We start from the raw sequence: 23,982 nt of genomic DNA on the forward strand, positions 1-23,982 counted from the left end.
GTCACGAGACCGCCCCGCCATCATGACTCCCCGAACACCAGGCGGTTGGCTCTGGCCGTGTCCGTGTATTCACGCACCCGGTGGATCAGCCCGTCCTGCAGCTCGAACACGAGACAGTAGTCATTGCGGTACGGGTTGCCGCCGGCCAGCGTGGCGTCCATGGTCTCCTCCACCACGACCACGTCGCCGTCGGCGTAGAAACCGCGGAAGCCGACAGACACGTCGGCGACGAACATCCGGGAGAAGTCCACGGAGAGGAAGCGCACGATCGTGTCCCTGCCCACCATGTGATGGCTCCCGCCGAGGGCGACGGCGGTCGCGTTGCGCGGCGGCGCCAGCCATTCGGCGTCCTCGGTGAAGAACGGCGCGATCAGGTCCTCATCGTGGGTCGCGAACGCCCGCCACGCCTGCTTCACCAGGGCACGACTCTGCTCGGAGGTCATGTCCGGGCATCCTAGGCACGCGCCGGGGGCGGTGTCTGGCGAAAATCGGTCGTGGTCACCGTACGGCGGATGGTAGACCTGACCGACGTGATGATCACCAAAGAACTGCGCGTTGCCGCCTACGCCATCTGTGTCGAGGACGGGAAGATCCTTCTCGCGCGCTGGGTCGGGCCCGGCGGGGACAAGCACTGGACGCTGCCCGGAGGCGGCATCGAGCACGCGGAGGACCCCGTGGACGCCGCGATCCGCGAGGTCGAGGAGGAGACCGGCTACACGGTCGCGGTGGAGACGCTGCTGGGGATGGACACCGTACGCCGCCGCCACCCGCGCGGCCCCGGGCGCGAGGCGGACTTCCACGGGCTGCGGATCGTCTACGAGGGCCGGATCATCGGCGGCACGCTGCGGCCCGAGATCGGCGGCAGCACCGACCTGGCCGCGTGGATGGAGCTCGACCGGGTCGCCGAACTCCAGCGGGCCGACGTGGTGGACGTGGGCCTCGAACTCCACCGCGTACGCCCGCAGAACGGCCGGATCGCCCGCTCCTAGGCCCCGGAAACGAAGGCGAGGAAGACGCAGAGCAAGAGAAACAGCGCCAGGCGTCATGACCGCGCATCGGGCCATGCCCCGTCACGGTACCGCGAGCCAGGCGTCCACCCCGGCCCGGAGTTCCGCCTTGAGCGGTTCGGGGGCGAACGACGCGTCGATCGAGGCCCGGGCCAGCTCGGCCAGCTCCGCGTCCCCGTACCCGAAGACCTCGCGCAGCCGTACGTACTCGGCTGCCAGCGCCGTCTCCCCGTCCGTGTTGATCGTGACCGCCAGCCCCGCCGCCCGCAACCGCGGCAGCGGGTGGGCGGCCAGCGAGGGGACCAGCCCGAGCAGGACGTTGGAGGTGGGGCAGACCTCCAGGGGGATGCCGCGCGAGCGGACCTCCGCCACCAGGGCGTCGTCGTCGAGGACGCGGATGCCGTGGCCGAGGCGTTCGGTGTGCCCCAGGTCGAGCGCCTCGCGGATGCTGGCGGCCCCGGCCGCCTCCCCCGCATGGTGCACCAGGTGCAGCCCCGCGTCCCTGGCCGCGTCGAACACCTCCGCGAACGGCGCCAGCGGGTAGCTCTCGTCGCCGGCCAGCCCCATGCCGATCACGCCGTCGTAGCGGGTGGCCAGCTTGAACGTGCGCCACAACCGCTCCACCGGCCGCCGCCTGGAGTGGTCGAGCAGCACCCGGGACGCGATCCCGTATCTGGTCGCGCCTTCGGCCAGCCCGTCGAGCACCGCCTCCAGCGGCATCTCCGGCGCGCCCACCCGCTCGCCGTGGGAGGCGGCGGTGAAGGTCACCTCGACGTAGCGGGTGCCCTGGGCGGCCTCGTCCTCGCAGAACTCCACCGCGATCCGCCGGAAGTGGCCGGCCGTGCGCAGCAGCTCGCGAACCCGCGCCCGCTGGTCGGCGAACTCCCTGAAGTTCGCGAACGCCCCGTCGGGCTCCGGCGGGCCGCCCAGCTCGCGCACGGTCTCCGGCCGTACGGTGCTCTCCAGGTGAACGTGCAGGTGGGCCTTGGGCAGCAGCCGGACGTCTCTCACGTCCCACACCTTAAAACAAGCCCCTGCCGGTACGCCGCCCGATATTCGCGGGGCGTAGCGTGGCTGGCCGCCGAGCTGGAATCCATGGCCGGCGACCGGATCGACCTCGCCGGCCACGACTGGGGCGGCGGCCTGGTCGTCGTTCCTGCCGGCGGACCTGGGGCCCGCGACGGCGGCCAGGGCGGGCGCGAGGGTGGCCGACCTGCCGGGGCTGGGCCACTGGTGGTTGCTGCAGGATCCGGCGGCGGGGGCGGCGAAGCTGGAGGAGTTCTGGAGCGAGGCGGTCAAATGAGGGACGGTTTGGTGACCCGGATCTTCGACTGCTTGTGCGGCAACCGTTCCCAGTCCTCCATGAACACCGCGTGCAGCCCGTGCCTGGCGGCCAGCGCGACCAGGGTCTCGGTGCGGTAGTAGAAGTCCTCCCGCAGGACCTGGTGCTCCTTGCCCTCGGTCCGGTCGAAGGTGAAGTCGAACCACCCGCCGCGCTTCATGATCCGCCCGACATGGGCGAAGCACTCGTCGATGACCTCCGGCGGCGAGTGCGAGAAGACGCTGTGCGCGTGTACGACGTCGAAGTGCTGGTCGGGCAGGAACGCGAACCGCAGGTCTCGTACGGGGGTCAGGTACGGCAGCTTGTCCCCCAGCCGATGCTTGACGATCGTGTCCTGGGCGGCCATGAGGATGTCGGGCGAGATGTCGATGCCGTAGTAGTTGCCGGCGTGCAGGTAGTCGATGAACAGATGGCCGGCCCGCAGGTTGCCGCAGCCGATCTCCAGCATCCGGTAGTCCGGCTTCAGCCCGTGCTCGATCAGGTAGTCGAACTGCATGCGGCCCAGCGCCAGCCAGCGCCTGTGGGTGTGCGAGCCGACCGCGCCCTCGGGATCACGCGCGGTGTCGGACTTCATGACGGCGCGGTAGTAGGCGACATGGTCGCGGGTACGCAGGCTGAACCACGTGTCACGCGCCAGCCGCCGCAGGTGGGGCACGATCTTGTCCGGGTTCTTGAACGCGTAGCTCGCTTGGTGGACGAGGCTCGAACGGGAGCGTTTCACGCTTCGGAATCTAGGTCACTCTCCGCCCGGTCCAATGGGCTGTGGCGACAGTCTTGGGTTCCCGTTTGCGCAGCCTTTCTGTCCGGCCGTCCCACCGAAGTCAGCTCAGATAGTCACGCAGGGCCAGGGATCGGGACGGGTGGCGGAGCTTGGACATCGTCTTGGCCTCGATCTGCCTGATCCGCTCGCGGGTGACGCCGTAGATGCGGCCGATCTCGTCGAGGGTCATCGGCTTGCCGTCGGCCAGGCCGTAGCGCATGCTGATCACGCCTGCCTCGCGCTCGGAGAGCTGGTCGAGCAGGCTGTGCAACTGCTGCTGGAGCAGGGTGAACGAGACCGCGTCGGCCGGGGAGACGGCCTCGGTGTCCTCGATGAGGTCGCCGAACTCGCTGTCGCCCTCCTCGCCCAGCGGCGTGTGCAGGGAGATCGGCTCGCGGCCGTAGCCCTGGACCTCGATGACGCGGTCCACCTCGAGCTCGCTCTCCGTGGCGATCTCCTCCGGCGTGGGCTCGCGGCCGAGCTCGCTCTGCAGGCGGCGCTGCACGCGCGCCACCTTGTTGATCAGCTCCACCATGTGTACGGGGATCCGGATCGTACGGGCCTGGTCCGCCATGGCCCTCGTGATGGCCTGCTTGATCCACCAGGTGGCGTAGGTGGAGAACTTGTAGCCGAGCCGGTAGTCGAACTTCTCGATCGTCCTGATCAGGCCCAGGTTGCCCTCCTGGATCAGGTCCAGGAACAACATGCCGCGACCGGTATAACGCTTGGCGATGGAGACGACCAGCCGCAGGTTGGCCTCCAGCATGCGGCGCTTGGCACGCAGGCCGTCGTCGACGATCCACTCCAGGTCAGCGCGCAGCTCGGCGGGCAGGCCGGGCTCGGTGTCGAGCCGCTCACTGGCGAACAGGCCGGCCTCGATCCGCTTGGCGAGCTCGATCTCCTGCTCGGCGGTGAGCAGCGGCACGCGCCCGATCTCTTTCAGGTATGTCTTGACCGAGTCGGCGCCGACGGCCGTGCCACCGTCGGCGACGCTGTCGTCCAGCTCGAGAACCTCTGCTGCTTGGGACAAAACACTCTCCTCGCTAGCGTTGGATGGACTGCGGCCGTTGGGTTCGAGGGAACGGAAGAGGCATGCGGCCGGGCAGGCCACCTCTGTCCAAGCTACCCAACTGTTCCCGGTGCGTGGTTCGGCCGGACGATCAACACCCCCTCCTAGACACCCGCGAAGGCCATCAGGCGCGCCCCCTCCGCCGCCAGCCCCCCATCACGTCGTCGGGCAGCGGGTGGAGGGGCTCGACCGTCAGCACGCCGTTTTTAAGGTCCCACATGTCACCGACAGTTCCGTGTTGGCTAATGCGGCAAGGAAGCTTCCGCGTTGCGCAGCTCGTCGAGGGCGTCACGCAGGTGCACGGTCAGCTCCCAGGCGTCCGGCACCATCTCCCTGTCGGTGACGACGCCGATGTCGAGCGAACCGTCGTAGGAGAAGGCGGTGATGTTCACCCCGCCGCTCACGTCCGTGATCACCGACACCGGGTAGTGGGTCAGCAGCCGCGCGCCGCACACGTACAGGGGGAACTGCGGGCCCGGCACGTTCGAGATGGCCACGTTGATCGGCGGCGCGGTCTGCCCGACCAGCCCGAACGCCGAGCGCGAGGCCAGCCCCATGAGCGCGGCCGGCATCGACTCGCTGAACTCGCGCAACCACCGCGCGGGCGCCAGCGAGAACCTGTCCTTGATCCGCTGCATCGCGTGCCGCACCTGGTGCAGCCGGGTGACGGGGTCGTCGATGTGCACGGCCAGCGGCGCCGTCATGATCGCCACCTGGTTGCCGGGCCCCTCCACCCCGGCGGCCCGCAGCGAGAACGGCACTCCGGCCACCAGCGGCTGGCGCGGGACGCCGCCGTGCGCGGCCAGCCACCTGCGCAGCGCGCCCGCGCACACGGCCATGACCACGTCGTTCACGGTCACCCCGAACGCCTTGCGCACCTGCTTGATCTCCTCCGGCGGCAGCGACACGAACGCGAACCGCCGGTGCTCCGACACGGGCCCGCTGAACGGCGTCTTCGGCGCGGGCAGGCCGGGCAGCTCGGGCGCCTGCCCGGCCCCGGCGAGCCGGCGGGCGAGCCCGGAGACCAGGTGGCTGCCCGGGATCGAGGACACGATGGGGATCTCGTCCAGGTGCGGGATGGCCCTGGCCGCGAACCGTACGGCGTGGGCGGGATTGCCCGCGAGCCTGGCCAGCCCGCGCGCCAGCATCTCCGCGCGCCCGGGAGGCGGCTCGTCCCGCTCAGGTTCGGCCGCGGGCGGCGGCGCGGGCGAAGGGCTGGTGTCGAGCAGCGCGGCCAGTACGTCGGCGCCCCCGATCCCGTCCACGGCCGCGTGATGGATCTTGGTGTAGAGACCCATGCGGCCGCCGGACAGCCCGTGGATCAGGTAGATCTCCCACAGCGGCCGGCCCCGGTCCAGCCGGCGGGCGTGCAGCCGCGAGACCTGCTCGGCGAGCTGCCGGTCGTCGCCGGGCGGCGGCAGGCCGATCTCGCGTACGTGGTAGTCGAGGTCGAGGTCGTCCTCCTGCATCCAGTACGGGTGATCGAGACCGAACGGCACCGGGGCCAGCTTGCGCCGCAGCGCGGGCACGTACGGGAGCCGGCGTTCGAGCAGGGCCTGCAGGTCGGCGCGGTTGAGGTCACCGTCGAGGATAGCCAGGCCGGCGATGTTGGCGATGTTCGTGGCGGTCTCGAAATGGAGGAACTGCGCGTCCAGCGCGGTCAACTGGGGCATCTGTCACACCTCCGCCCCGAACCAATCAGACTCCGTCCACCACTTCAAGCGAGGGGGCCGCATCGGGCTCCGCGAACTCCAGCAACCGCGTCCCCTCCTCCTCGAGCAGGTCCAGAGATGTCGAGGTGAACGGGCTGACGAGCAGCCTGGCCCGCTTCCCCGTGCGCTTGATCTGCCAGGTCCCGGCCGCGAACCCGTCGACCAGGTAAACCGCCTTCACCCGCAGGTTCTTGGTGGCGACCCGCGCCTTGTACTCCTCGGCGAGCACGCGCGTGCGGTCGGCGTGCCCGAGGATCAAGGTGTCGAAGTCGGGCAGGAACCGTACGGGCGCGGGCACGTCCCCGCCCGGCCTGGGCGCGTCCGGCAGGTCGAACAGCTCATTTGCCGCAGGACCGGTAAGCCTCTCCAAGTCCATGCCCTGCATGACGGCCCTGATGCCACCCAGCCCGGACCAGGTCTGCACGTCTGCGGGGGTGGCCGGGCCGAACGCGGCCAGATACCGCTTTATCAGCGTCTCCACGTCAGCGGGATTCAGGTCGATGCCGGGCAACGCGAACGACGACTCGCGCGGGAAGCTCCACCGGTCCTCGCTTGGCACCATGACCAGCGGGGTGAGCATGCGCACGGCGTACCCGAGCGCCCGGTCGTACGCGCCGGGGAACTCCTCCAGCAGCCGCGGCCGCAACTCGTTGAACGTCAGAGGCCCCTCGGCCAGCAGCCGGTCGGCGGCGGCCACCACGGCGTCGAAGTCGATGCCCTCGAAACGGCGCGCGGCGGCGGCCAGCACGGGCCGTACCACCGGCCGGAACGCGGCGAAGTCCGCCGCCGTCACCAGGTGCAGCGTGGCCCGCCACATGGTGGCCCGCACCATCGTGCGCGCGTGCAGCGCCGCGTGCAGGTCGTCCCGCTGGAACCCCTCCAGCCTGGTCCACACTCCGAGGTACGGCGGGCGCGGCTCCTGAGCCTGCAACCCGACCAGCCGGTGCACGACCTCGACGGGGTCACCTTCATACCGTGTGAGAAGGTGCTGACGGGCCAAAGTGGCCCGGTTGAGGTCCCTGAGGGTGAGCATCTACATATCATGCCTTTTCCTATTAAGGCGGTACGCGCCTCCTACCCCGCCCTGTCCGACGGCTTCGCCTACCTCGACGGCGCGGCCGGAACCCAGACCCCGCAACCGGTGATCGACGCCATCTCAGCCGCATACCGCCACGGAATCGGCAATGTGGGCGGCGCCTTTCCCGCCAGCCACCGCTCCGACGCCATCGTCGCGGCCTGCCGCGCGGCCGTGGCCGACCTGGTCGGCGGCCACCCGGACGGCGTGATACTCGGCCCGAACATGACCACGCTCACCTACCGCCTGGCCAGGGCGATCGCAGGCCCCGGCGACGAGGTGGTGCTGTCCAGGCTCGACCACGACGCGAACGTGCGCCCCTGGACCCAGACCGGCGCCACCGTGCGCTGGGCCGAGGTCGACCCGGTCACGGGTGAGCTGCCGGTCGAGCAGTACGCGGAACTGATCGGCGAGCGCACCAAGCTGGTGGCGGTGACGGCGGCGAGCAACATCCTCGGCACCCGCCCCGACGTGGCCGCGATCGCCGAGCTGGCGCACCGGGCGGGCGCGCTGACGTACGTGGACGGCGTGCACGCCACCCCGCACGGCCCGGTGGACATGCGCGCGCTGGGCGCCGACTTCTACGCCACCAGCGCGTACAAGTGGTCGGGCCCGCACATCGGCGCGGTGGTGGCCGACCCGGCGCTGCTGGAGACGCTCAGGCCGGACAAGCTGGCGCCCTCGGCGGACACGGTGCCGGAGAGGTTCGAGACGGGGACGGCGGCGTTCGCCGACCTGGCCGGGGTGACGGCGGCCGTGGACCACCTGGCGGCCCTCGTCCCCGGCACCGGCACCCGGCGCGAACGCCTGCTGGCCTCGATGTCCGCGGCGGAGGAGCACGAGCTGGAGCTGTTCGGGGCGCTGATCGCCGGGTTGGAGGCGTTGCCGCGCGTCACGGTGTACGGCAAGCCGGCCAGGCGCACCGCCACCGCCTACTTCAACGTGGCCGGGCACACCCCGCGCCAGGTCGCCGAGCACCTGGCGGGACTCGGCGTCAACGTCTGGAACGGCCACAACTACGCCTGGGAGCTGACCGGCGCGCTCGGCCTGCGCGACACGGGCGGCGCGGTGCGCGCGGGCCTGGTCCACTACAACGACCGCTCCGATGTGGACCGCCTGCTCGACGGGGTAGCACACCTGGAATGAAACAGCACATTCCTGTGCTTTCAGGGACGAAGTCGTTCATGAGAGAAGGCGTTTCACATGTCCCGGCAGGCCGACGCGGCCCGTCTCATCGTGCAGGCCCTGGAGGCGGAGGGCGTCGAGTACGTCTTCGGCATCCCGGGTGAGGAGAACATCCACTTCGTCGACGCGCTCAGAGACTCCTCCATCCGTTACGTCCTCGTACGTCACGAGCAGGGCGCGGCGTTCATGGCCGAGATCTACGGCAGGCTGACCGGCAAGGCGGGCGTGGCGTCGGCCACGCTCGGCCCCGGCGCGATCAACCTGCAACTCGGCGTGGCCGACGCCACCACCAACAGCACCCCGGTCGTGGCGATCACCGCGCAGGTCGGGCTGGACCGCATCTACAAGGAGTCGCACCAGGTGGTGGACCTGGTGTCGCTGTTCAGGCCGATCACCAAGTGGGCCGAGCTGGCGCCCTCGCCGCAGGCGCTGCCCGAGATGATCCGCAAGGCGTTCAAGACCGCCCAGACCGAACGCCCGGGCGCCGTCTACCTCGCCATCCCCGAGGACGTCGAGTCGGCCGGGGTGCCCGCCGGCCTGCGCCCCCTGCCGGTGAACGTGGTACGCCCCCAGGACCCCTCCCCCGCCCAGATCGCCCGCGCGGCCGACGTGCTGGCCACCGCCCACCGGCCGGTCGTGCTGGCCGGGCACGGCGCGACCCGGGCCGGGGCGGCGCAGGCGCTGGTGCGCTTCTCGGAGCGGCTCGGGCTGCCGGTGGCGACCACGTTCAACGGCAAGGGCGTCTTCCCCGACGACCACCGGCACGCGCTGGGGGCGGTGGGGTTCATGCGGCACGACTACGTGAACTTCGGCTTCGACGAGGCGGACGTGCTGATCAGCGTCGGGTACGAGCTGCAGGAGTTCGACCCGGTCAAGATCAATCCGCTGACGGACAAGAAGATCATCCATATTCACCGGTTCCCCGCCGAGGTGGACGACCACTACCCGGTGGCGGTCGGGGTCCAGGGGGACATCTCGCGGTCGCTGCACGCGCTCGGGGACGCCGTGCACCGGCGGTTCGAGATCAACGGCACCGGCGAGAAGATCCGCCGCATGGTACGGGAGGAGCTGGAGCAGGGGCGTTCCGAGAACGGGTTCCCGATGTCGCCGCGCCGCGTGGTGACCGACATCCGCGAGGCGATGGGGCGCGAGGACATCGTGCTGGCCGACACGGGCGCGGTGAAGATGTGGATGGCCCGCATGTATCCGACGTACGAGCCGAACACGATGCTGGTCTCCAACGGGCTGTCGTCCATGGGGTTCTCGGTGCCCGGCGCGCTGGCCGCCAAGCTGGCGTTCCCGCGGCGGCGGGTGCTGGCGGCGACCGGTGACGGGGCGTTCCTGATGAACTCGCAGGAGCTGGAGACGGCCGTGCGCGAGCGGGTGCCGTTCGTGGTGCTGGTGTGGGTGGACGACGCGTACGGGCTGATCCAGTGGAAGATGGACCTGGAGCTGGGCCGCAGCTCCCACATCGCCTTCGGCAACCCCGACTTCGTCAAGTACGCGGAGAGCTTCGGGGCGCGCGGCTACCGGATCACCAGCGCGGACGAGCTGCTGCCGACGCTGCGCAAGGCGCTGGCCGACGACGTGGTGTCGGTGATAGCGGTCCCGGTCGACTACTCAGCGAACCTGGACCTGACCGACAAACTGGGCGAACTCACGGGCCCGTTCTGAGACCCACACCCGGGTGGGTGTCTGTGCGGCGTCGTAAGATCGGCCGGGTGAGCCTGCCTGCCGTATCCGATGTGGCGGCGCTGCCGGTCGAGCCGGCGCGCGATCCGTACCACGTCTATCTCGACTCGCTCACCAGCCCCGAGTCGCGCCGCACGATGCGCGGCTGCCTCGACCGGCTGGCGCGCCTGCTCACCGGGGACGAGACCGCCACGGGCGCCGGCCAGCCGTGGCATCTGCTGCGTTACGAGCACACCGTCCGCATCCGTACGATGCTCACCGGCCAGGGCTGGTCGGCGGCCTACGTCAACAAGCACCTGGTGGCGCTGCGCCGGGTGCTGAAGGAGGCGTGGCGGCTCGGCCAGACCAGCGCGGAGGACCTCGCCCGCGCCTCCGACCTGGCTCCGGTACGGCAGAGCCGCCTGCCGACCGGGCACCACGTGCCGCCCGAGGTGGTCGGCGCGGCCCTGTCCGCGTGCGACGACTCGCCGGCCGGGGTGCGCGACGCGGCCCTGATCGCCGTCCTCTACTCCACCGGTTGCCGCCGCGCCGAGCTCGGGGGCCTGGCGCTGGCCGACTACGACCCAGGTGCCCGGTCGCTGCGGGTGCGCGGCAAGCGGGACAAGGAACGCCTGGTCTACCTGACCACGGACGCGATCGGGCTGGTCGAACGCTGGCTGGCGATCCGCGGGAGCGGGCCTGGGGCGCTGTTCAGCCCGATCAGCAAGGCCGGGCGGCTGCGGGAGCGCGACGGGCGGCCGGTCGGGCTGACCGGGCAGGGCATCGCGGACATCCTGGCTCGCCGGTTGGGGGAGGCGGGGGCGTCACGGCGTACCGCGCATGACTTCCGCCGCACGTTCATCGGCGAGCTGCTGGACGCGGGGGTTGACCTGGCGACGGCCCAGGCCCTGGTCGGCCACTCGTCCCCGGCCACCACCGCCCGCTACGACCGCCGCCCGGAGAAGACCCGCCGCGACGCCGTGGACCGCCTCCGCCTCCCCACCGCCCGCCCCCTCACCTGACCCCGGCACCCCAGCCAGCCCCGCCGGCGGTCAGCCCGCCAGCCGGGGCAGGACGCCGGTGCTGTGGAGGCGGTCGCGGGCGGCCGAGATGGCCTCGGTGGTCGTGGTGAACACCTGCCCCGCCCGGTCCTGCCGGGCGATCACCCCCAGCGCCTCCAGCGGCTGATGGTGGCCGTCCGGGATGCCGGAGACGTACACGAGGATGCCGCGCCGCTCCAGCCGTTCGATGGCGTCGCCCAGGACCAGCGCGCCGCTGGCGTCGATGGTGGTGACGCGGGACATCCGCAGCACCACCACGGAGACGCCGGTCACCTCCGACAACTCCAGCAGGAAGCGGTGGGCCGCGGCGAAGAACAGCGGCCCGGCCAGGCGGTAGGTGACGATGTGCTCGGCGAGCAGCGCGTGCTCGTCCTCGGTGTGCTGGGGTTGCAGGTCGTGGCGCAGCGGCTCGGCGTCGAGGCGTACGTTGCGCGCCATGGCCCGCAGCGCCAGCGCCCCCGCCACGACCAGGCCGAGGATGACGGCCAGGACCGTGTCGAGCGTCAGGGTGGCGACGGCCGTCAGCACCATCACCATGGCGTCCCCCCGGGTGGACCTGAACATGGCCCTGACCGCGTCGACCTCCACCATGCGCACCGACGTGGCCAGCAACACCCCGGCCAGCGCCGCCAGCGGGATCCTGGAGACGAGCCCCGCGGCGGTGTAGACGATGGCGGCCAGGATCGCCGCGTGCGCCAGCGCCGCCAGCCGGGACTGGGCGCCGGAGCGCACGTTGACCGCGGTACGCACGATGGCTCCCGTGCCGGGCATGCCGCCGAACAGCGGCGTGACGAGGTTGGCCACGCCCTGGCCGAACAGCTCCCTGTCGGGGTCGTGCCGGTGCCCGCCGCTCATGTTGTCGGCGACGGAGGCCGACAGCAGCGACTCCAGCGCGGCCAGCGCGGCCACCGCGATGGCCGGGGCGATCAGGGAGGGCATCGCCCCGGGATCGAGGAACTCCAGCGACGGCGCGGGCAGCCCCGCGGGCAGGTCGCCGATCCTGGCCAGCGGCAGCCCCGCCAGCTCGGCGACGACGGTGACGAGGGCCACGGCGACCAGCGAGAACGGCACGGCCGGCCGCACGCTCGCGCCCGCCAGCAGCAACGCGGCCACGGCCAGGGCGACGAACATCGCCCACCAGTGCGGCGTGCCGAGGAAGTCCACGAAAGCGTGCCAGGCCACGACGGCGACCTTGTCGCCCTCATGGGGCGATACGCCGAGCGCGTGCGGAACCTGCTGCAGGCCGATCACGCAGGCGATGCCGACGGTGAAGCCCGCGACGACCGGGGCGGGCACCAGGGCCATGTATCTGCCCGCGCGCGCCAGGGCCAGCCCGACCAGCAGCAGCCCGGCCAGCACGCCGACCGTGAGCACGCCGGTGGCGCCGTAGGTGCTCATGATCGGCATGAGGACGACCGTCATCGCCCCGCTCGTGCCCGACACCTGCAGCGCGGACCCGCCGAACAGCGCCGCCAGCGACCCGGCGACCACCGCCGTGGCCAGGCCCGACGCGGCTCCCATGCCGGAGGAGATGCCGAACCCGAGCGCCAGCGGCAGCGCGACGATCGCCACCGTGAGCCCTGCGAGCAGATCATTGCGGGGACGGCGGCGCATCGCGGCCAGCGCGGCGCGTTCCGGCAGCAGGGAACGCACCCGAACCCAGATCACCGACTGTCGCCCTTCGGATCGATTCCGTGACCGGCCATGCACGTGAAAGACCCGCCTCACCATCACTCCTTCGAGTAAAGCCCGCCCCGCAATGTCCCAAATTGCATAAATTTGCAATTGGTGAAGAGGCGCTCAGAGTATCAAGCGACAACACCTCTCACCTGGTAAAACAGCGGTGTTCGCCAGGCGTGAACCCGACGGAAAATCACACGGCGGGCAGCAGTGAGAACGCGCGTTCGGCCGCGCGGACCGCCTCCGGCTCGACCTCTTCCAGCGGCACGCCCTGCGCCAGCAGTCGCCAGTTGCGCTGCGCCAGCACCCGCTGCGTGGCCAGCACCTGCCCCGCCAGCAAACCGGCCGTCAGGTCGTCCGTCTTCTCCGCGAGCGCCTCGGCGAGGGCCCGCTCATCGAGCGACATGTGGTGAAACACCCGTGCCGCGAGACTCGGCGTGGAGAACACCATCCGGTGGTAGGCCACCACCTCGGGATGGTCGTTGAGCCCCGTGACGGGGTCGTGCCGGGCGAGCCCGTCGAGGAAGTGCCGGCGCAGCGCCTCCACCGGCGGCTCTCCCGAGGCCCGCACCACGCGGGCCGCCTCCCCCTGATGGTCGGCGATCCGGTGCAGCACCAGGTCTTCCTTGGTCGGGAAGTACTTGAACAGCGTCGGCTTCGACACCCCCGCCACCGCCGCGACCTCCGTCACGGGCACCTCGTCGAAGCCGCGCTCCAGGAAGAGCCTGATGGCCACCGAGGAGATGGCCTCGCGCACCCGCTGCCGCTGGAGCTGCCGTAGTCCCGTCACGAGTACACCCTACCAAAGTGTTAACCTGGTTAAATTATTAACCGAGTTAAGGGAGTGCGATGAGCCCGCTCGACGACGAAAGGCAGCACCTCGAACTCTGCGAGGCCGGCCTGCGCAGGATGCTCGAAGGCGCGCGGAACAACGTGATCGTCGGCGAGACCGTGGCCGGCGACCGCTACAGCGCGGAACGGCTGGGACGCCATCTCAAGAGCCTGGCCAAGGAGCTGAGCGAGGAGCCCGAGGGGCCACCGTTCTTCGGCCGGCTCGACTTCGGGCAGGGCTCTGCCGAGCACCGGGGCCACGCGTACCACATCGGCAGGCGGCACATCACCGGCGAGCACGTGGACGAGCACTGGGGCCCGCCCCTGGTGATCGACTGGCGCGCGCCCGTCTCGCGGGCGTTCTACCGGGCCAGCGCCCGCGACCCCCAGGGCGTCGCGCTACGCCGCCGCTTCGGCTGGTCGGGCAGCACGCTGACCGGGTTCGAGGACGAGCGGCTGGAACAGGGCGAGGAGGGCGAGAGCAAGATCCTGGTCGCCGAGATCGAACGCCCCCGCGTCGGCCCCATGCGCGACATCGTCGCCACCATCCAGCCCGAGCAGGACGACCTCGTACGAGCCGAGCTGGACGCCTCCATCTGCGTGCAGGGCGCGCCGGGCACCGGCAAGACCGCGGTCGGCCTGCACCGGGCCGCCTACCTGCTGTACGCGCACCGCCGCCGGCTCGAACGCACCGGCGTGCTGGTCCTCGGCCCGAACCGCGCCTTCCTCGGCTACATCTCGGCCGTGTTGCCCGCGCTCGGCGAGATGGACGTCGAGCAGACCACGCTGGAACGCCTGCTGGCCACCGTCCCCGTCACCGCCGCCGACAGCGAGGCGGCCGCGATCGTCAAGCACGACGCCCGCATGGCGGAGGTCCTGCGCAAGGCCCTATACGCGCGGATCAGGAAACCGGTCGAGCCGGTCGTGGTGCCCGACGGCTCCTACCGGTGGCGGGTGCCCGAGAACGAGCTGCGCCGCATCGTGGACGACACCCGGCGCGCGTCCCTGCCGTACGGCGTGGGCCGGGAACGCGTCCGGGCCAGGATGGTCGCCTCGATGCGGCGCCAGGCCGAGGCCCGCGGGCAGACGGCGAACGCGGCCTGGACCCGCAGGATCGGCCGCGCCGTCACCCCGTCCCTAGACGCCGTCTGGCCCGCCGTCAAACCGGAGGAGATCCTTTACGACGTGCTCCGCGGGAACACGAGAGCCGAGGGTGTGCTGACGACCGCCGAGCGCCAGGCGATCACCTGGGCCAGGCCGCCGCGCAGCGTCAAGAGCGCCCGGTGGAGCGCCGCCGACCTGGTGCTGCTCGACGAGCTGGCCGCGCTGATCGAGCGCCCGCGCGGCTACGGCCACGTCATCGTGGACGAGGCCCAGGACCTGTCCCCCATGGAGTGCCGGGCCGTGGCCAGGCGCAGCGAGCACGGCTCGCTCACCGTGCTCGGCGACCTGGCCCAGGGCACCACCCCGTGGGCGGCCGCGTCCTGGCCGGACCGCCTGGCGCTGCTCGGCAAGCCGGACGGCCAGGTCATCGCACTGACAATCGGCTTCCGCGTCCCGGCGGCCGTGGTGGAGCTGGCCAACACGCTGCTGGCGGCGCTCGGGACGGAGGTGCCCGCGACCCGCTCGTACCGCATGGACGGCAGGCTGCGGGTGACCAGCGTGACCGGGCTGGAGAAGGGGGTGGTCGACGCGGTCCGGGAGGCGCTGGCGTTCGAGGGGGCGATCGGGGTGATCGCGGCGGACGCCGACGTGGAGGCGCTCACGGCCGCGCTCTGGAACGAGGGCGTGGACGTCGGCGGGCGCCTGAGCGTCCTGCCCGCCTCGCTGGCCAAGGGCCTGGAGTACGACCACGTGGTCGTCGCCGAGCCCGCCGCCATCGCCGGAGCCGAGCGGCGCGGCCTGAACCGCCTGTACGTCGCCCTCACCCGCGCCGTCTCCCGCCTCGACGTCGTGCACGCCAGGCCTCTCCCGCCACAACTTTCTCGCCCCGCATAAGCCGCCTGAAATGGGCAGATGTCCTGGTTCGGTCGGCTCGACAGGGCTCCTACTTCGGTGTGTGATGTGGTTTCACGTCTCGAGAGGAGCCCGCCCGTGACCTCTTCGCAGGACCCGCCGCAAGGCGACGATCCGCGTCCCGGCGAGGGCCCGTGGTCGCAACCGCCGCCATATCCGCAGCCTCCCTCCTACAAGCAGCCGGGCAACCAGGTCCTGTCGATCATCGGGTTCGTCTGCGCCGTGGTGGCCGTGCTCTTCTACCCGCCCGTGTTCGGCCTGGCGGGCATCGTGCTGGGCATCGTCGGCCACACGAGGGGCGAGCCGCTGGGCAAGTGGGCCGCCGTCGCCGCCGGCGTGGCGATGATCCTCGGCATCGTGCTCGGCTACCTCGTCGCGCGCGGCATGTCCTCCTGACGTCCCGCTCCCTTCCGGCCTGCCGCCCGCGCCCGGGCGACAGGCCTTTCGTGTGAAGATTGTTCGCGGGTGGTGTCGATTTCAGGCTTCGCCGTGCGTCATGGTGGCGAGCAGAAAGGAACGCCACCATGAAGTACGTGCTGTTCATCGTCGGAGACGAGAGTTCCTGGGCGGAGACCGGGCCGGAGGAACGCAAGGCCGTCTACGAGAAGTGGGGCGCCTACGACCGGTTCCTCCGGGAGCGGGGCGCCGCGCTGGCGGGCAACGAGCTGGCCCATTCCTCCACCGCCACCACGGTCAGGAAGGACGGCGGCCGGATCCTGATCACCGACGGCCCCTACGCCGAGACCGTCGAGCAGATCTCCGGCTACGTCGTCGTCGAGGCGCGTGACCTGGAGGAGGCCGTCGAGCTGGCCACCGCCATGCCGTCCGACGTCGAGATCCGTCCCGTGCCCGCCGAGGAGGCGTCATGAAGTACGTCCTGCTCATGTACGGCGATGAGAGCGACTGGGCGGGCCCCGCCGCCGAGCAGTATGCCGCGCACGCCGCCTTCATCGAGCTGCTCAAGTCGCGCGGCGCCTACCTCGATGGCGAGGAGTTGTCGAGTTCCGGCCGGGCGGTCTCGCTGCGCAAGGACTCGGGGCGGGTGCTGCGCACCGACGGGCCGTTCGTGGAGACCGCCGAGCAGGTGGGCGGTTTCTACCTGATCGAGGCCCGCGACCTGGACGAGGCGATCGAGCTGGCCAAGGAGTGCCCGGAGCGGATCGTCGAGGTGCGGCCGGTGGTGGAGTACCAAGGATGATGGACGCGGTCGAGCAGGCGTACCGGCGGCAGTGGGCACGCCTGCTCGCCCTGCTCACCTCCGAGCTGCGCGACCTGGACCTGGCGGAGGAGTCGCTGCAGGACGCGTTCACGGCGGCGGTGTCGGCGTGGCCGCCGGTCCCGGACAATCCGCCGGCGTGGCTGCTCACCACCGCCCGCAGGCGGGCCGTCGACCGGCTGCGGCGGGCGGAGCTGGCGGCGCGCAAACTGCCGCTGCTGATCGTCGAGGAGGGCCCGGCGGCGGGCGACGACCGGTTGCGGCTGGTGTTCACGTGCTGCCATCCGGCGCTGTCGATGGAGGCCAGGGTGGCGCTGACGCTGCGCTGCGTCGGCGGGCTCACGACGCGGCAGATCGCCCGCCTGTTCCTGGTGAGCGAGGCGACGATGGCGGCCAGGCTGACCCGCGCCAAGAAGAAGATCAGCCAGGCGGGCATCCCGTACCGGGTGCCGTCGGGCGAGGAGCTGGCCGAGCGCCGCGACGGCGTGCTGGCGGTCCTCTACCTGATCTTCACGGAGGGGTACGCGGCGACGGAGGGCGAGCGGCTGATCCGCGACGAGCCGGCCGCCGAGGCCATCGCCCTGGCCCGGATGCTGGCCGAGCTGATGCCCGCCGACACCGAGGTCAGGGCCCTGCTGGCGCTGATGTTGCTGCACCACGCCCGCAGGGACGCCCGCCTGGACTCCGAGGGGCGCATCGTCCGGTTGCCAGACCAGGACAGGTCGTTGTGGCGGCACGAGGAGATCGCCGAGGCGCTGGCCGTGCTGACCCCTGGGCCGCCGGGCCCGTACCTGCTGCAGGCCGCCATCGCCGCCGAACACGCCTCGGCCGCCCGCCCCGAGGACACCGACTGGGCCGAGATCGCCGAGCTGTACGAGCTGCTGGAGCTGCTGACGGGCTCGGCCGTGGTGCGGCTGAACCGGGCCGTCGCGGTGGCGGAGGCGTACGGGGCCGAGCGCGGGCTCGGCCTGCTCGCGGGCCTGGACGGCGAGCTGCCCAGGCACCACCTGCTGCCCGCGACCCGCGCCGACCTGCTCACCCGGCTGGGGCGCATGGAGGAGGCCGTGGCGGAGTACGGCAGGGCGTTGGAGCTGGTGGGGACGGCGCCGGAACGGGAGTTCCTGCGCTCCAGGAGAGCGGCGCTCACGCGGTGATGACCTCCGGCCCGGAGTCGGTGACGATGACGTCGTCCTCGTAGTCGGCGCCGCCCACGGAGGGCATCGCGATCCGGCGTGCCAGGGTCAGGCACATGCCGGGCTCGATCCGTTCGCTGGCGTGCGGCCCGTCCTCGGCCACCCAGGGCGGCTCGAACGACAGCCCGAGCCCGTGCCCCCAGGCGCCGCCCATCTCCGAGGCGGGCAGCCCGTGGTGGGCGGCGAAGTCCGACCGTTCGAAGACCTCCTGGCAGCGCCGCGCCAGGTCCCCGACCCGCCGCCCGGGCCGCACCGTCTCGATCCCGGCCCAGACGCTGTCGCGCACCGCGGCGAGCAGCCGCCGCTGCTCCGTGGTCGGCTCCTCCCCCACGACCCAGGTACGCGCGAGGTCGAACAGGTAGCCGTGCACCGACCCGTACAGGTCGATTCTGAGCAGATCGCCCGCGGACAGGCGGCGGTCGGCGGAGTAGGGGGCGGGGTCCGAGGCGGCGAACGTGTGCGACTCGGAGCCCGACGAGATGCCCATGCCGTAGTAGGCGCCGCCCGCCCGGGCGATCTCGGCGATGGCGGCCGCCGCCACCTCGGCCTCCGTGGCGCCCGGCGTGGCCGCGTCCCGCGCGGCCGTCATCGCCCGCGCGCCGAGCGCCCCCGAGGCGCGCAGCAGGCGCAGCTCGGCCGGGCTCTTGACGCGGCGCGCCGCCCAGCCCAGGTGGTCGGCGTCGACCAGCTCGTGTCCCGGCAGCACCGAACGCAACCGGCACCACCAGGCCGCGGCCATCGCCTCACCGCCGATCAGGCCGATCCGGCCCGCCGGCATCGAGGCCCTGAGCTGGTCGGCGAGCGCGTCGACGAGGTCGGGCGCGGTACGCAGCGATGCGGCCGGACGCGGCTCCCTGAGCGCGGCGGTGTCGGTCAGCAGCAGCGCAGGGCCGTCCACGGGCAGCACCACGGCCGCGTGCCCCTGCGCCCGCCACCGCCCGGGAGCGTCGGGGACGAAGGGCTGGTGCTGGTAGAAGCCGGTGAGGTGGTAGACGTCGGCGTAGTGGTCCTGCGCCGAGCCGCCTCTCGACCAGGCCACGACCCCCCGCAGTCCCGAGCGCGCGGCCAGCCGCCGCATCGCCGCCTGCCGCTCGTGATACTCCTCGCCGCCGATCCCCAGCACACCAGATCCCTGCCCAGCACCGCCGTTCACAGTCCCTTGAGGAACGTCGCCGCCACCGGGGCCGCGACTTTGCCGCCGCCGCCACCGCCCTCCACGACCACCGCGAACGCCACGTCCCCCTTGAACCCCATGAACCAGGCGTGGCTTTCGAGCTTGTCGCCGGTGCCGTATTCGGCCGTGCCGGTCTTGCCGTGCGTCCCCGCGGGCAGGCCCGCCGACTTGGCGGTGCCCTTGGACACCACGGCCGCCATCATCGCGTGCAGCGGCGACTTCACGCCGTCGGGCAGCTCGCGTTCGGCGGCCTTCTGCTTCAGGGACGGCACCAGCGTCGGCGGCCGCCAGGTGCCGTCGGCGATGGCGGCGGCCACCGAGGCCATCGACAGCGGGCTGGCCGTGATCCTGGCCTGCCCGAACGCCTCGGCGGCCAGCTCGGCGCCGGACTGCGCCTTGGGGAAGCTGGCCTTGGTGGCCGGCAGGCCGATGTTGAGGGGCTGGTTGAAGCCCACGTCCTCGGCCGCCGCCAGCAGCTTGTCCGCGCCCAGCTTCTGCTCGGCCAGCGGCGCGAACGTGGTGTTGCACGAATGCGCGAACGAGTCGAGGAACGACAGCGACCCGAACTCCTCCTTCTCGGAGTTGCGGATCTTCAGCCCGCCGACGGTGGCGTACATGGGGCACGTCACCTGGTCCTGCGGCGACATCCCGGCGGCCAGCAGCCCGATCGCGGTGACGGCCTTGAACGTGGAGCCGGGCGGGTAGCGGCCGTCCAGCGCCCGGTTGAACCCGCCCTTGTTGTTGACCACGGCCAGGATCTCGCCCGTGGAGGGCTTGACGGCCACCATCGAGGTGGGCTTGTCGACGTCCTTGACCGCTGCCACGGCGGCGGCCTGCACGTGCGGGTCGAGCGTGGTCCGCACGGGCTCGCCGTCAGCGCCCTCGATGGTCTCCAGCGTCTTGCCGCCGAGCTGGATCTCGGTGGCCGGGGTGCCCGCCAGCCGCTTCTGGAACGTCTCCTGCAGCCCGCCGCGCCCGATCGCCTGCCCGGCCTTGTAGGAGGAACCGAGCTTGGCCACGTCCTTCTTGGTCGCCTTGTCCAGGAATCCGACGAGTTGCTGCACGGACCCGCCGACGGTGCCGGTGTCGATGCGGCTTCCGTCGGCGTCGGTGATCTCGGCCCGGTCGGGCCAGCGCGTCTTGAGCCCGAACGTGGCCCCCGAGGTCATCGACGGGTGCAAGGTCTGCGGCTTCCAGTCGACCTTCCAGGCGCGGTCGGCCACCATGAGGTCGATCTGGCCCTGGTAGGACCACTTGCCGAGGTTCTTCAGGGTCAGGGTGGCGGTGTACGGGGCCCGCGCCCGGTCGTCGCTCTCCGTGATCTTGCCGAGCTGGATCGAGGACGACTCCACCGCGAGCGCGCCGCGTTGCTGGTCGTACGCGCCGAGTTGCTGTGGCTTGGCCAGCTGCGCCGCCATCGCGGGCCAGTCGCCGGCCTGCCACGCGGCGGCGAAGCGCTGCGCGGTCTCGGCAGGCGTGCCCCTGGTGTGCAGCACGTAGTAGGCGCCACCGGCCGCGGCCCCCACCGCGAGCACGCTGGCGACCGACACGATCGCGATGGTACGGCCCCGCGCCATAGATCAGCCCCCTGGTCCCCGAGCCTAGGACACGCCGTTGGCGGCTTTGTGGCTCGCGGCGTAGGTCGGCACGTATTCCTGTCCGGACAACTTCTGGATGGCCTGCATGATCTCGTCCGTCACCCGCCGCCGGTCGCGGGCCTTGGTGTAGTCGCCCTCGAACCGCATGGGCGCCCCGATGGTGATGCCGATCCTGGCGGGCCTGGGCACCTTCGCGCCGACGGGCAGCACCTTCTCGGTGCCGCTGAGCGCCACGGGCAGCACCGGGGCGCCCGTCTTGAGCGTCAGCCAGGCCACCCCGATCTTGCCGCGGTAGAGGCGGCCGTCGGGCGAGCGGGTGCCCTCGGGGTGGATGCCGAACAACTCGCCCTGCTCCAGCAGGTCGGCGGCGGCGTCGAGCATGGCCTGCGCGGCGTGCGCGCTCTCCCGGTCGATCGGCAGGCTCCCGCCCAGCCGCATGAAGAACCCGGAGACGGGATTGCCCTCGAAATACTCGGTCTTGGCGGTGAACGTCACATGTCGCGGCAGCAGCGCCGGCAGCAGGAACGAGTCGAGCACCGACAGGTGATTGGCGGCCAGGATCGCGGGCCCGCTCCTCGGCACGTGTGACGCGCCGGAGATGTGCGGCCGGCACATCGCGTGGGCCACCGGCGCGGCGGCGAACTTCACCACTTCGTAAAGCAACGAGCTCTCCTGGATCATCGGGCTGTCGGCCACCCCACCATAAAGCAGGCGCCCCGCCGGCGGGCGGGACGCCTTGGAAAAGCTGTTAAGGCCGATGTGGCGGTCGCCTCCTCGGCGAGATGCACAACACGGCTCCAGCCGAACGGTATTCCGTGAAGGCGGTAATTTGCGGCCCGGGGGACACAGACCACATCGGCCTTTCGATGCTAACGGACGTTCGGCGACGCATATTCCATCCGCCCCAAAGAATCGGTCACGTTCTCGTCCAATGAGGCTGGACCACGTCAAAGACCCGCTGCTCACGGCCACGCAGCGCCACCTCGGCGAATTGCCACAAAATCGCCCCCGTGGGCGCGTGGATCACGATGGACGGCCCCAGCGGCATCTGCAGCAGCTTCCCCTGCCAGCGCGGCACCCCGGGGGCCAGGAACCGCTCCAGCGGCACCGCGTGCACCGAGGCCACCTCGCGCGGGTCGGCCACCGGCTCCTGGCTGCCGCCGAACGCCACCACCGGCGTGATCACGAACCCCGAGTCGGTGACGAAGTCGTCGAGCAGCCCGGCCACCTCGACCCCGGTGACGCCGGTCTCCTCGGCCAGCTCCCGCAGGGCCGCCTCCACGGCCTGCTCACCGTCGTCCAGCCGCCCGCCCGGCAGCGCCCACTGCCCGGGGTTGCGGCCGCGCGCGGCCCGTTTGATCAGGACCGTGTACGGGGCCCGCTCGGCGTCCTCCAGCACGCACACGGTGACGGCGGCCCTGCGCACCCCTCCGGCCGGCGGCACCTCCCGGCGGTCGAAGGCGGTCAGATGGGCGATGATCTCCTCGCGGAGCACGTCGATCGGCGACAGCACCCGTCAAGGATCTCATGGAGAGGCGCGCGGGAGCCGTACCGTGACCCGCAATCCGCCCTCGGGTGGCGCGACCGCGGTGACCTGGCCGCCGTGCGCGTCCACGATGGCCCGCACGATCGACAACCCCAGCCCCGCTCCCTTGAACGAGCGCACCCGGTCCCCCTGCATCCGGCTGAACGGCTCGAACAGGTCGTCCACCTCGTACGGCGGCACCAGCGGCCCGGTGTTCCGCACCGTGATCAACGCGCCGTCCAGCTCCCGCCGCAGGGCGAGCCAGACCTGGCCGTCGCGCACGTTGTACTTGATGGCGTTCTCCAGCAGGTTGAACAGGCACCGCTCCAGGAACAGCGGGTCCCCTTCGACGAGCACCGGCCGCAGGTCCTGGTGCAGCGTGACGGGCCGCTTGCGCGACTGCAGGTCGATCTGCTCCAGTACGGTGCGCACGACCTGCTCCAGGTCCACCGGCCTGCGCACGGTGAGCTCCTGCTCCGACTGGGCGAGCAGCAGCAGTCCCTCGATGAGCCGCTCGTAGCGGGCGTTGGTGCCGAGCAGCGCCCTGGCCAGCGCCTTGAGATCCTCCGAGGCCGCCGGCTCCTCCAGCGACACCTCCAGCACCGTGCGGTTGATGGCCAGCGGGGTGCGTAATTCGTGCGAGGCGTTGGCGATGAAGCGCCGTTGCGCGTCGAACACCCGGCCCAGCCGGTCCAGCATCGCGTCGAACGTGTCGGCCAGCCGCCCCACCTCGTCCGGCGGGCCGCGCAGCCCGATCCGCTCGTGCAGCGTGCTCTCCGACAGCCGCTGCGCCGTGTCCGTCACCCGGTCCAGCGGGCGCAGCGCCCGGTCGGCCACCACGTAGCCGAGCAGCAGCGCGATGATCCCGACCAGGATCATCACGATCACGGACGAGCGCAGCATCTCGCTGAGCACGCTGTCCGCGCGGTGCTCGACCTCGGCCTGGAACACGGCGTTCCCGGCGATCTTCGGCGGCACGGGGTCGGCCTCGGGCGGCATCGCTCCTCCCACAATCCTGGTGGAGCTGATCACGAACTGGTCGTCCATGGCCCGCGCGGTGATCAGGTAGGTGAGCCAGAGCAGGAGCGAGCCCGCCACGAAGAACAGCCCGCCGTACAGGAGCGTGAGCCGCAGCCGCAGCCGCCTGCTGTTCCACCAGAACCGGGCGGCCTCCATCCGCGGGGTCAAAGCCGGTATCCCTTGCCCGGCACGTTCTGGATCGCCGCGGGCACGCCGAGCTTCTTGCGCAACGACGTGATCGTGACCCGCAGCGCACCTGTGCTCGCGTCGGCGTACTCGTCCCAGACGCTCCTGCGCAGCTCGCCGGAGGTGACCAGTTCGCCGCCCGCGCTGAGCAGCTCGCGCAGCACGTCGAACTCCTTGCGGTTCAGCGGCACCTGCCGCCCGTCCCTGGTGACCGTGCGGCGGGCCGGGTCGAGCGTGATCCCGGCCCGTTCGAGCGGCGGGGCCGCGGCGCGCGCCGACCGGCGGGCCAGCGCTCTGACCCTGGCCACCAGCTCGGCGAACGCGAACGGCTTGACCAGGTAGTCGTCCGCCCCCAGCGCCAGCCCGTCGATCTTGTCGCGGATCAGGCCCGCCGCGGTCAGCATGAGCACCCGGCCGCCCCCGCCGCACTCGCGCAGCCGCCTGCACACGTCGTCGCCGTGCACCTCCGGCAGGTCCCGGTCGAGCACCACCACGTCGTAGTCGACGTACGCGGCCATGTCGAGGGCGTCCTGCCCGTCGTAGGCCACGTCCACGGCGATCGCGTGCAGCCTGAGCCCGTGCGCGACCGCGTCCGCCAGCCGTTCCTCGTCCTCGACGACAAGCACGCGCATCACCGGCCCCTTTCCCTCTGGCCATGAGC

22 protein-coding genes and 1 pseudogene are annotated in these 23,982 nt (G+C 71.5%); 9 read left to right on the forward strand and 14 right to left on the reverse strand.

Features of this window, described 5'->3' with window-relative positions; translation table 11 throughout:
• Nucleotides 1-20: 20 nt before the first annotated feature.
• Nucleotides 21-443 (reverse strand): nuclear transport factor 2 family protein, encoded by a 423-nt coding sequence (locus ACFLIM_RS08020; RefSeq protein WP_393163561.1) that lies wholly within the window; start codon nucleotides 441-443, stop codon nucleotides 21-23.
• Nucleotides 444-512: 69 nt separating this feature from the next.
• Between ACFLIM_RS08020 and ACFLIM_RS08025 the strand changes: the two genes are divergently transcribed.
• The gene (locus tag ACFLIM_RS08025) at nucleotides 513-989 is read left to right on the forward strand and encodes an NUDIX hydrolase (RefSeq protein WP_393163563.1); all 477 of its coding nucleotides are present in this window, start codon (nucleotides 513-515) and stop codon (nucleotides 987-989) included.
• 81 nt (nucleotides 990-1,070) lie between these two features.
• On the opposite strand, the gene add is transcribed toward ACFLIM_RS08025, so the two are convergent.
• From add to ACFLIM_RS08050, 5 genes and pseudogenes are all read right to left on the reverse strand, one after another.
• Nucleotides 1,071-2,306, reverse strand: a complete 1,236-nt coding sequence (gene add / locus ACFLIM_RS08030; RefSeq protein WP_393163565.1) for an adenosine deaminase — start codon at nucleotides 2,304-2,306, stop codon at nucleotides 1,071-1,073.
• Nucleotides 2,303-3,070: a class I SAM-dependent DNA methyltransferase gene (locus tag ACFLIM_RS08035; RefSeq protein WP_393163567.1), complete on the reverse strand. Its 768-nt coding sequence runs from the start codon at nucleotides 3,068-3,070 to the stop codon at nucleotides 2,303-2,305. Before ACFLIM_RS08035 ends, add begins: the two co-directional genes overlap by 4 nt.
• 100 nt (nucleotides 3,071-3,170) lie before the next feature.
• A pseudogene (locus tag ACFLIM_RS08040) lies at nucleotides 3,171-4,166 on the reverse strand (RNA polymerase sigma factor); the annotation flags it as partial.
• A gap of 254 nt (nucleotides 4,167-4,420) precedes the next feature.
• Nucleotides 4,421-5,851 (reverse strand): WS/DGAT/MGAT family O-acyltransferase, encoded by a 1,431-nt coding sequence (locus tag ACFLIM_RS08045; protein ID WP_393163569.1) that lies wholly within the window; start codon nucleotides 5,849-5,851, stop codon nucleotides 4,421-4,423.
• Nucleotides 5,852-5,876: 25 nt separating this feature from the next.
• The gene (locus tag ACFLIM_RS08050; RefSeq protein ID WP_393163571.1) at nucleotides 5,877-6,923 is read right to left on the reverse strand and encodes a winged helix DNA-binding domain-containing protein; all 1,047 of its coding nucleotides are present in this window, start codon (nucleotides 6,921-6,923) and stop codon (nucleotides 5,877-5,879) included.
• A gap of 9 nt (nucleotides 6,924-6,932) precedes the next feature.
• Between ACFLIM_RS08050 and ACFLIM_RS08055 the strand changes: the two genes are divergently transcribed.
• The 3 genes from ACFLIM_RS08055 to ACFLIM_RS08065 are packed head-to-tail and all read left to right on the forward strand — an operon-like array spanning nucleotide 6,933 to nucleotide 10,843.
• Nucleotides 6,933-8,111, forward strand: coding sequence for a cysteine desulfurase-like protein (locus tag ACFLIM_RS08055; RefSeq protein WP_393163573.1), 1,179 nt, complete (start codon nucleotides 6,933-6,935; stop codon nucleotides 8,109-8,111).
• 57 nt (nucleotides 8,112-8,168) lie between these two features.
• Nucleotides 8,169-9,824 (forward strand): acetolactate synthase large subunit, encoded by a 1,656-nt coding sequence (locus ACFLIM_RS08060; protein WP_393163575.1) that lies wholly within the window; start codon nucleotides 8,169-8,171, stop codon nucleotides 9,822-9,824.
• Nucleotides 9,825-9,847: 23 nt separating this feature from the next.
• Nucleotides 9,848-10,843, forward strand: a complete 996-nt coding sequence (locus tag ACFLIM_RS08065) for a tyrosine-type recombinase/integrase (RefSeq protein ID WP_393163577.1) — start codon at nucleotides 9,848-9,850, stop codon at nucleotides 10,841-10,843.
• Between the two features lie 30 nt (nucleotides 10,844-10,873).
• Here ACFLIM_RS08065 and ACFLIM_RS08070 read toward each other — a convergent pair whose 3' ends face one another.
• Together ACFLIM_RS08070 and ACFLIM_RS08075 are read right to left on the reverse strand one after the other, a co-directional pair.
• The gene (locus ACFLIM_RS08070) at nucleotides 10,874-12,496 is read right to left on the reverse strand and encodes a SulP family inorganic anion transporter (protein ID WP_393164043.1); all 1,623 of its coding nucleotides are present in this window, start codon (nucleotides 12,494-12,496) and stop codon (nucleotides 10,874-10,876) included.
• Between the two features lie 259 nt (nucleotides 12,497-12,755).
• Entirely contained in the window at nucleotides 12,756-13,352 is a 597-nt protein-coding gene (locus ACFLIM_RS08075) for a TetR family transcriptional regulator (protein WP_393163579.1), read from the reverse strand.
• Nucleotides 13,353-13,411: 59 nt separating this feature from the next.
• On the opposite strand from ACFLIM_RS08075, the gene ACFLIM_RS08080 reads away from it, so the two are divergent.
• The 5 genes from ACFLIM_RS08080 to ACFLIM_RS08100 all read left to right on the forward strand — a co-directional run bounded on the left by ACFLIM_RS08080 (nucleotide 13,412) and on the right by ACFLIM_RS08100 (nucleotide 17,779).
• The gene (locus ACFLIM_RS08080) at nucleotides 13,412-15,391 is read left to right on the forward strand and encodes a HelD family protein (protein WP_393163581.1); all 1,980 of its coding nucleotides are present in this window, start codon (nucleotides 13,412-13,414) and stop codon (nucleotides 15,389-15,391) included.
• A gap of 96 nt (nucleotides 15,392-15,487) precedes the next feature.
• Complete coding sequence (locus tag ACFLIM_RS08085; protein ID WP_393163583.1) at nucleotides 15,488-15,805, forward strand: hypothetical protein; 318 nt, start codon at nucleotides 15,488-15,490, stop codon at nucleotides 15,803-15,805.
• Nucleotides 15,806-15,933: 128 nt separating this feature from the next.
• On the forward strand, nucleotides 15,934-16,278 hold the full coding sequence (locus ACFLIM_RS08090; protein ID WP_393163585.1) for a YciI family protein: 345 nt from the start codon (nucleotides 15,934-15,936) through the stop codon (nucleotides 16,276-16,278).
• Nucleotides 16,275-16,607, forward strand: coding sequence for a YciI family protein (locus tag ACFLIM_RS08095; RefSeq protein ID WP_393163587.1), 333 nt, complete (start codon nucleotides 16,275-16,277; stop codon nucleotides 16,605-16,607). The genes ACFLIM_RS08090 and ACFLIM_RS08095 overlap by 4 nt, the downstream gene beginning before the upstream one ends.
• Nucleotides 16,604-17,779 carry an RNA polymerase sigma factor gene (locus ACFLIM_RS08100; RefSeq protein ID WP_393163589.1) on the forward strand — a complete coding sequence of 392 codons (1,176 nt, stop codon included), beginning with the start codon at nucleotides 16,604-16,606 and terminating at the stop codon, nucleotides 17,777-17,779. Before ACFLIM_RS08095 ends, ACFLIM_RS08100 begins: the two co-directional genes overlap by 4 nt.
• On the opposite strand, the gene ACFLIM_RS08105 is transcribed toward ACFLIM_RS08100, so the two are convergent.
• From ACFLIM_RS08105 to ACFLIM_RS08130, 6 genes are all read right to left on the reverse strand, one after another.
• Nucleotides 17,769-18,941, reverse strand: coding sequence for a M24 family metallopeptidase (locus ACFLIM_RS08105; RefSeq protein ID WP_393163591.1), 1,173 nt, complete (start codon nucleotides 18,939-18,941; stop codon nucleotides 17,769-17,771). The genes ACFLIM_RS08100 and ACFLIM_RS08105 overlap by 11 nt on opposite strands.
• 26 nt (nucleotides 18,942-18,967) lie before the next feature.
• On the reverse strand, nucleotides 18,968-20,542 hold the full coding sequence (locus ACFLIM_RS08110; protein ID WP_393163593.1) for a penicillin-binding transpeptidase domain-containing protein: 1,575 nt from the start codon (nucleotides 20,540-20,542) through the stop codon (nucleotides 18,968-18,970).
• A gap of 51 nt (nucleotides 20,543-20,593) precedes the next feature.
• Entirely contained in the window at nucleotides 20,594-21,286 is a 693-nt protein-coding gene (locus tag ACFLIM_RS08115) for a lysophospholipid acyltransferase family protein (RefSeq protein ID WP_393163595.1), read from the reverse strand.
• Between the two features lie 220 nt (nucleotides 21,287-21,506).
• Complete coding sequence (locus ACFLIM_RS08120; RefSeq protein WP_393163597.1) at nucleotides 21,507-22,103, reverse strand: NUDIX hydrolase; 597 nt, start codon at nucleotides 22,101-22,103, stop codon at nucleotides 21,507-21,509.
• A gap of 12 nt (nucleotides 22,104-22,115) precedes the next feature.
• Complete coding sequence (locus tag ACFLIM_RS08125) at nucleotides 22,116-23,303, reverse strand: sensor histidine kinase (protein WP_393163599.1); 1,188 nt, start codon at nucleotides 23,301-23,303, stop codon at nucleotides 22,116-22,118.
• Nucleotides 23,300-23,953, reverse strand: a complete 654-nt coding sequence (locus tag ACFLIM_RS08130) for a response regulator transcription factor (protein ID WP_393163601.1) — start codon at nucleotides 23,951-23,953, stop codon at nucleotides 23,300-23,302. Before ACFLIM_RS08130 ends, ACFLIM_RS08125 begins: the two co-directional genes overlap by 4 nt.
• Nucleotides 23,954-23,982 lie beyond the last annotated feature (29 nt).

It is taken from the genome of Nonomuraea marmarensis (assembly GCF_043197025.1).
Taxonomy (GTDB): Bacteria; Actinomycetota; Actinomycetes; order Streptosporangiales; family Streptosporangiaceae; genus Nonomuraea; species Nonomuraea marmarensis.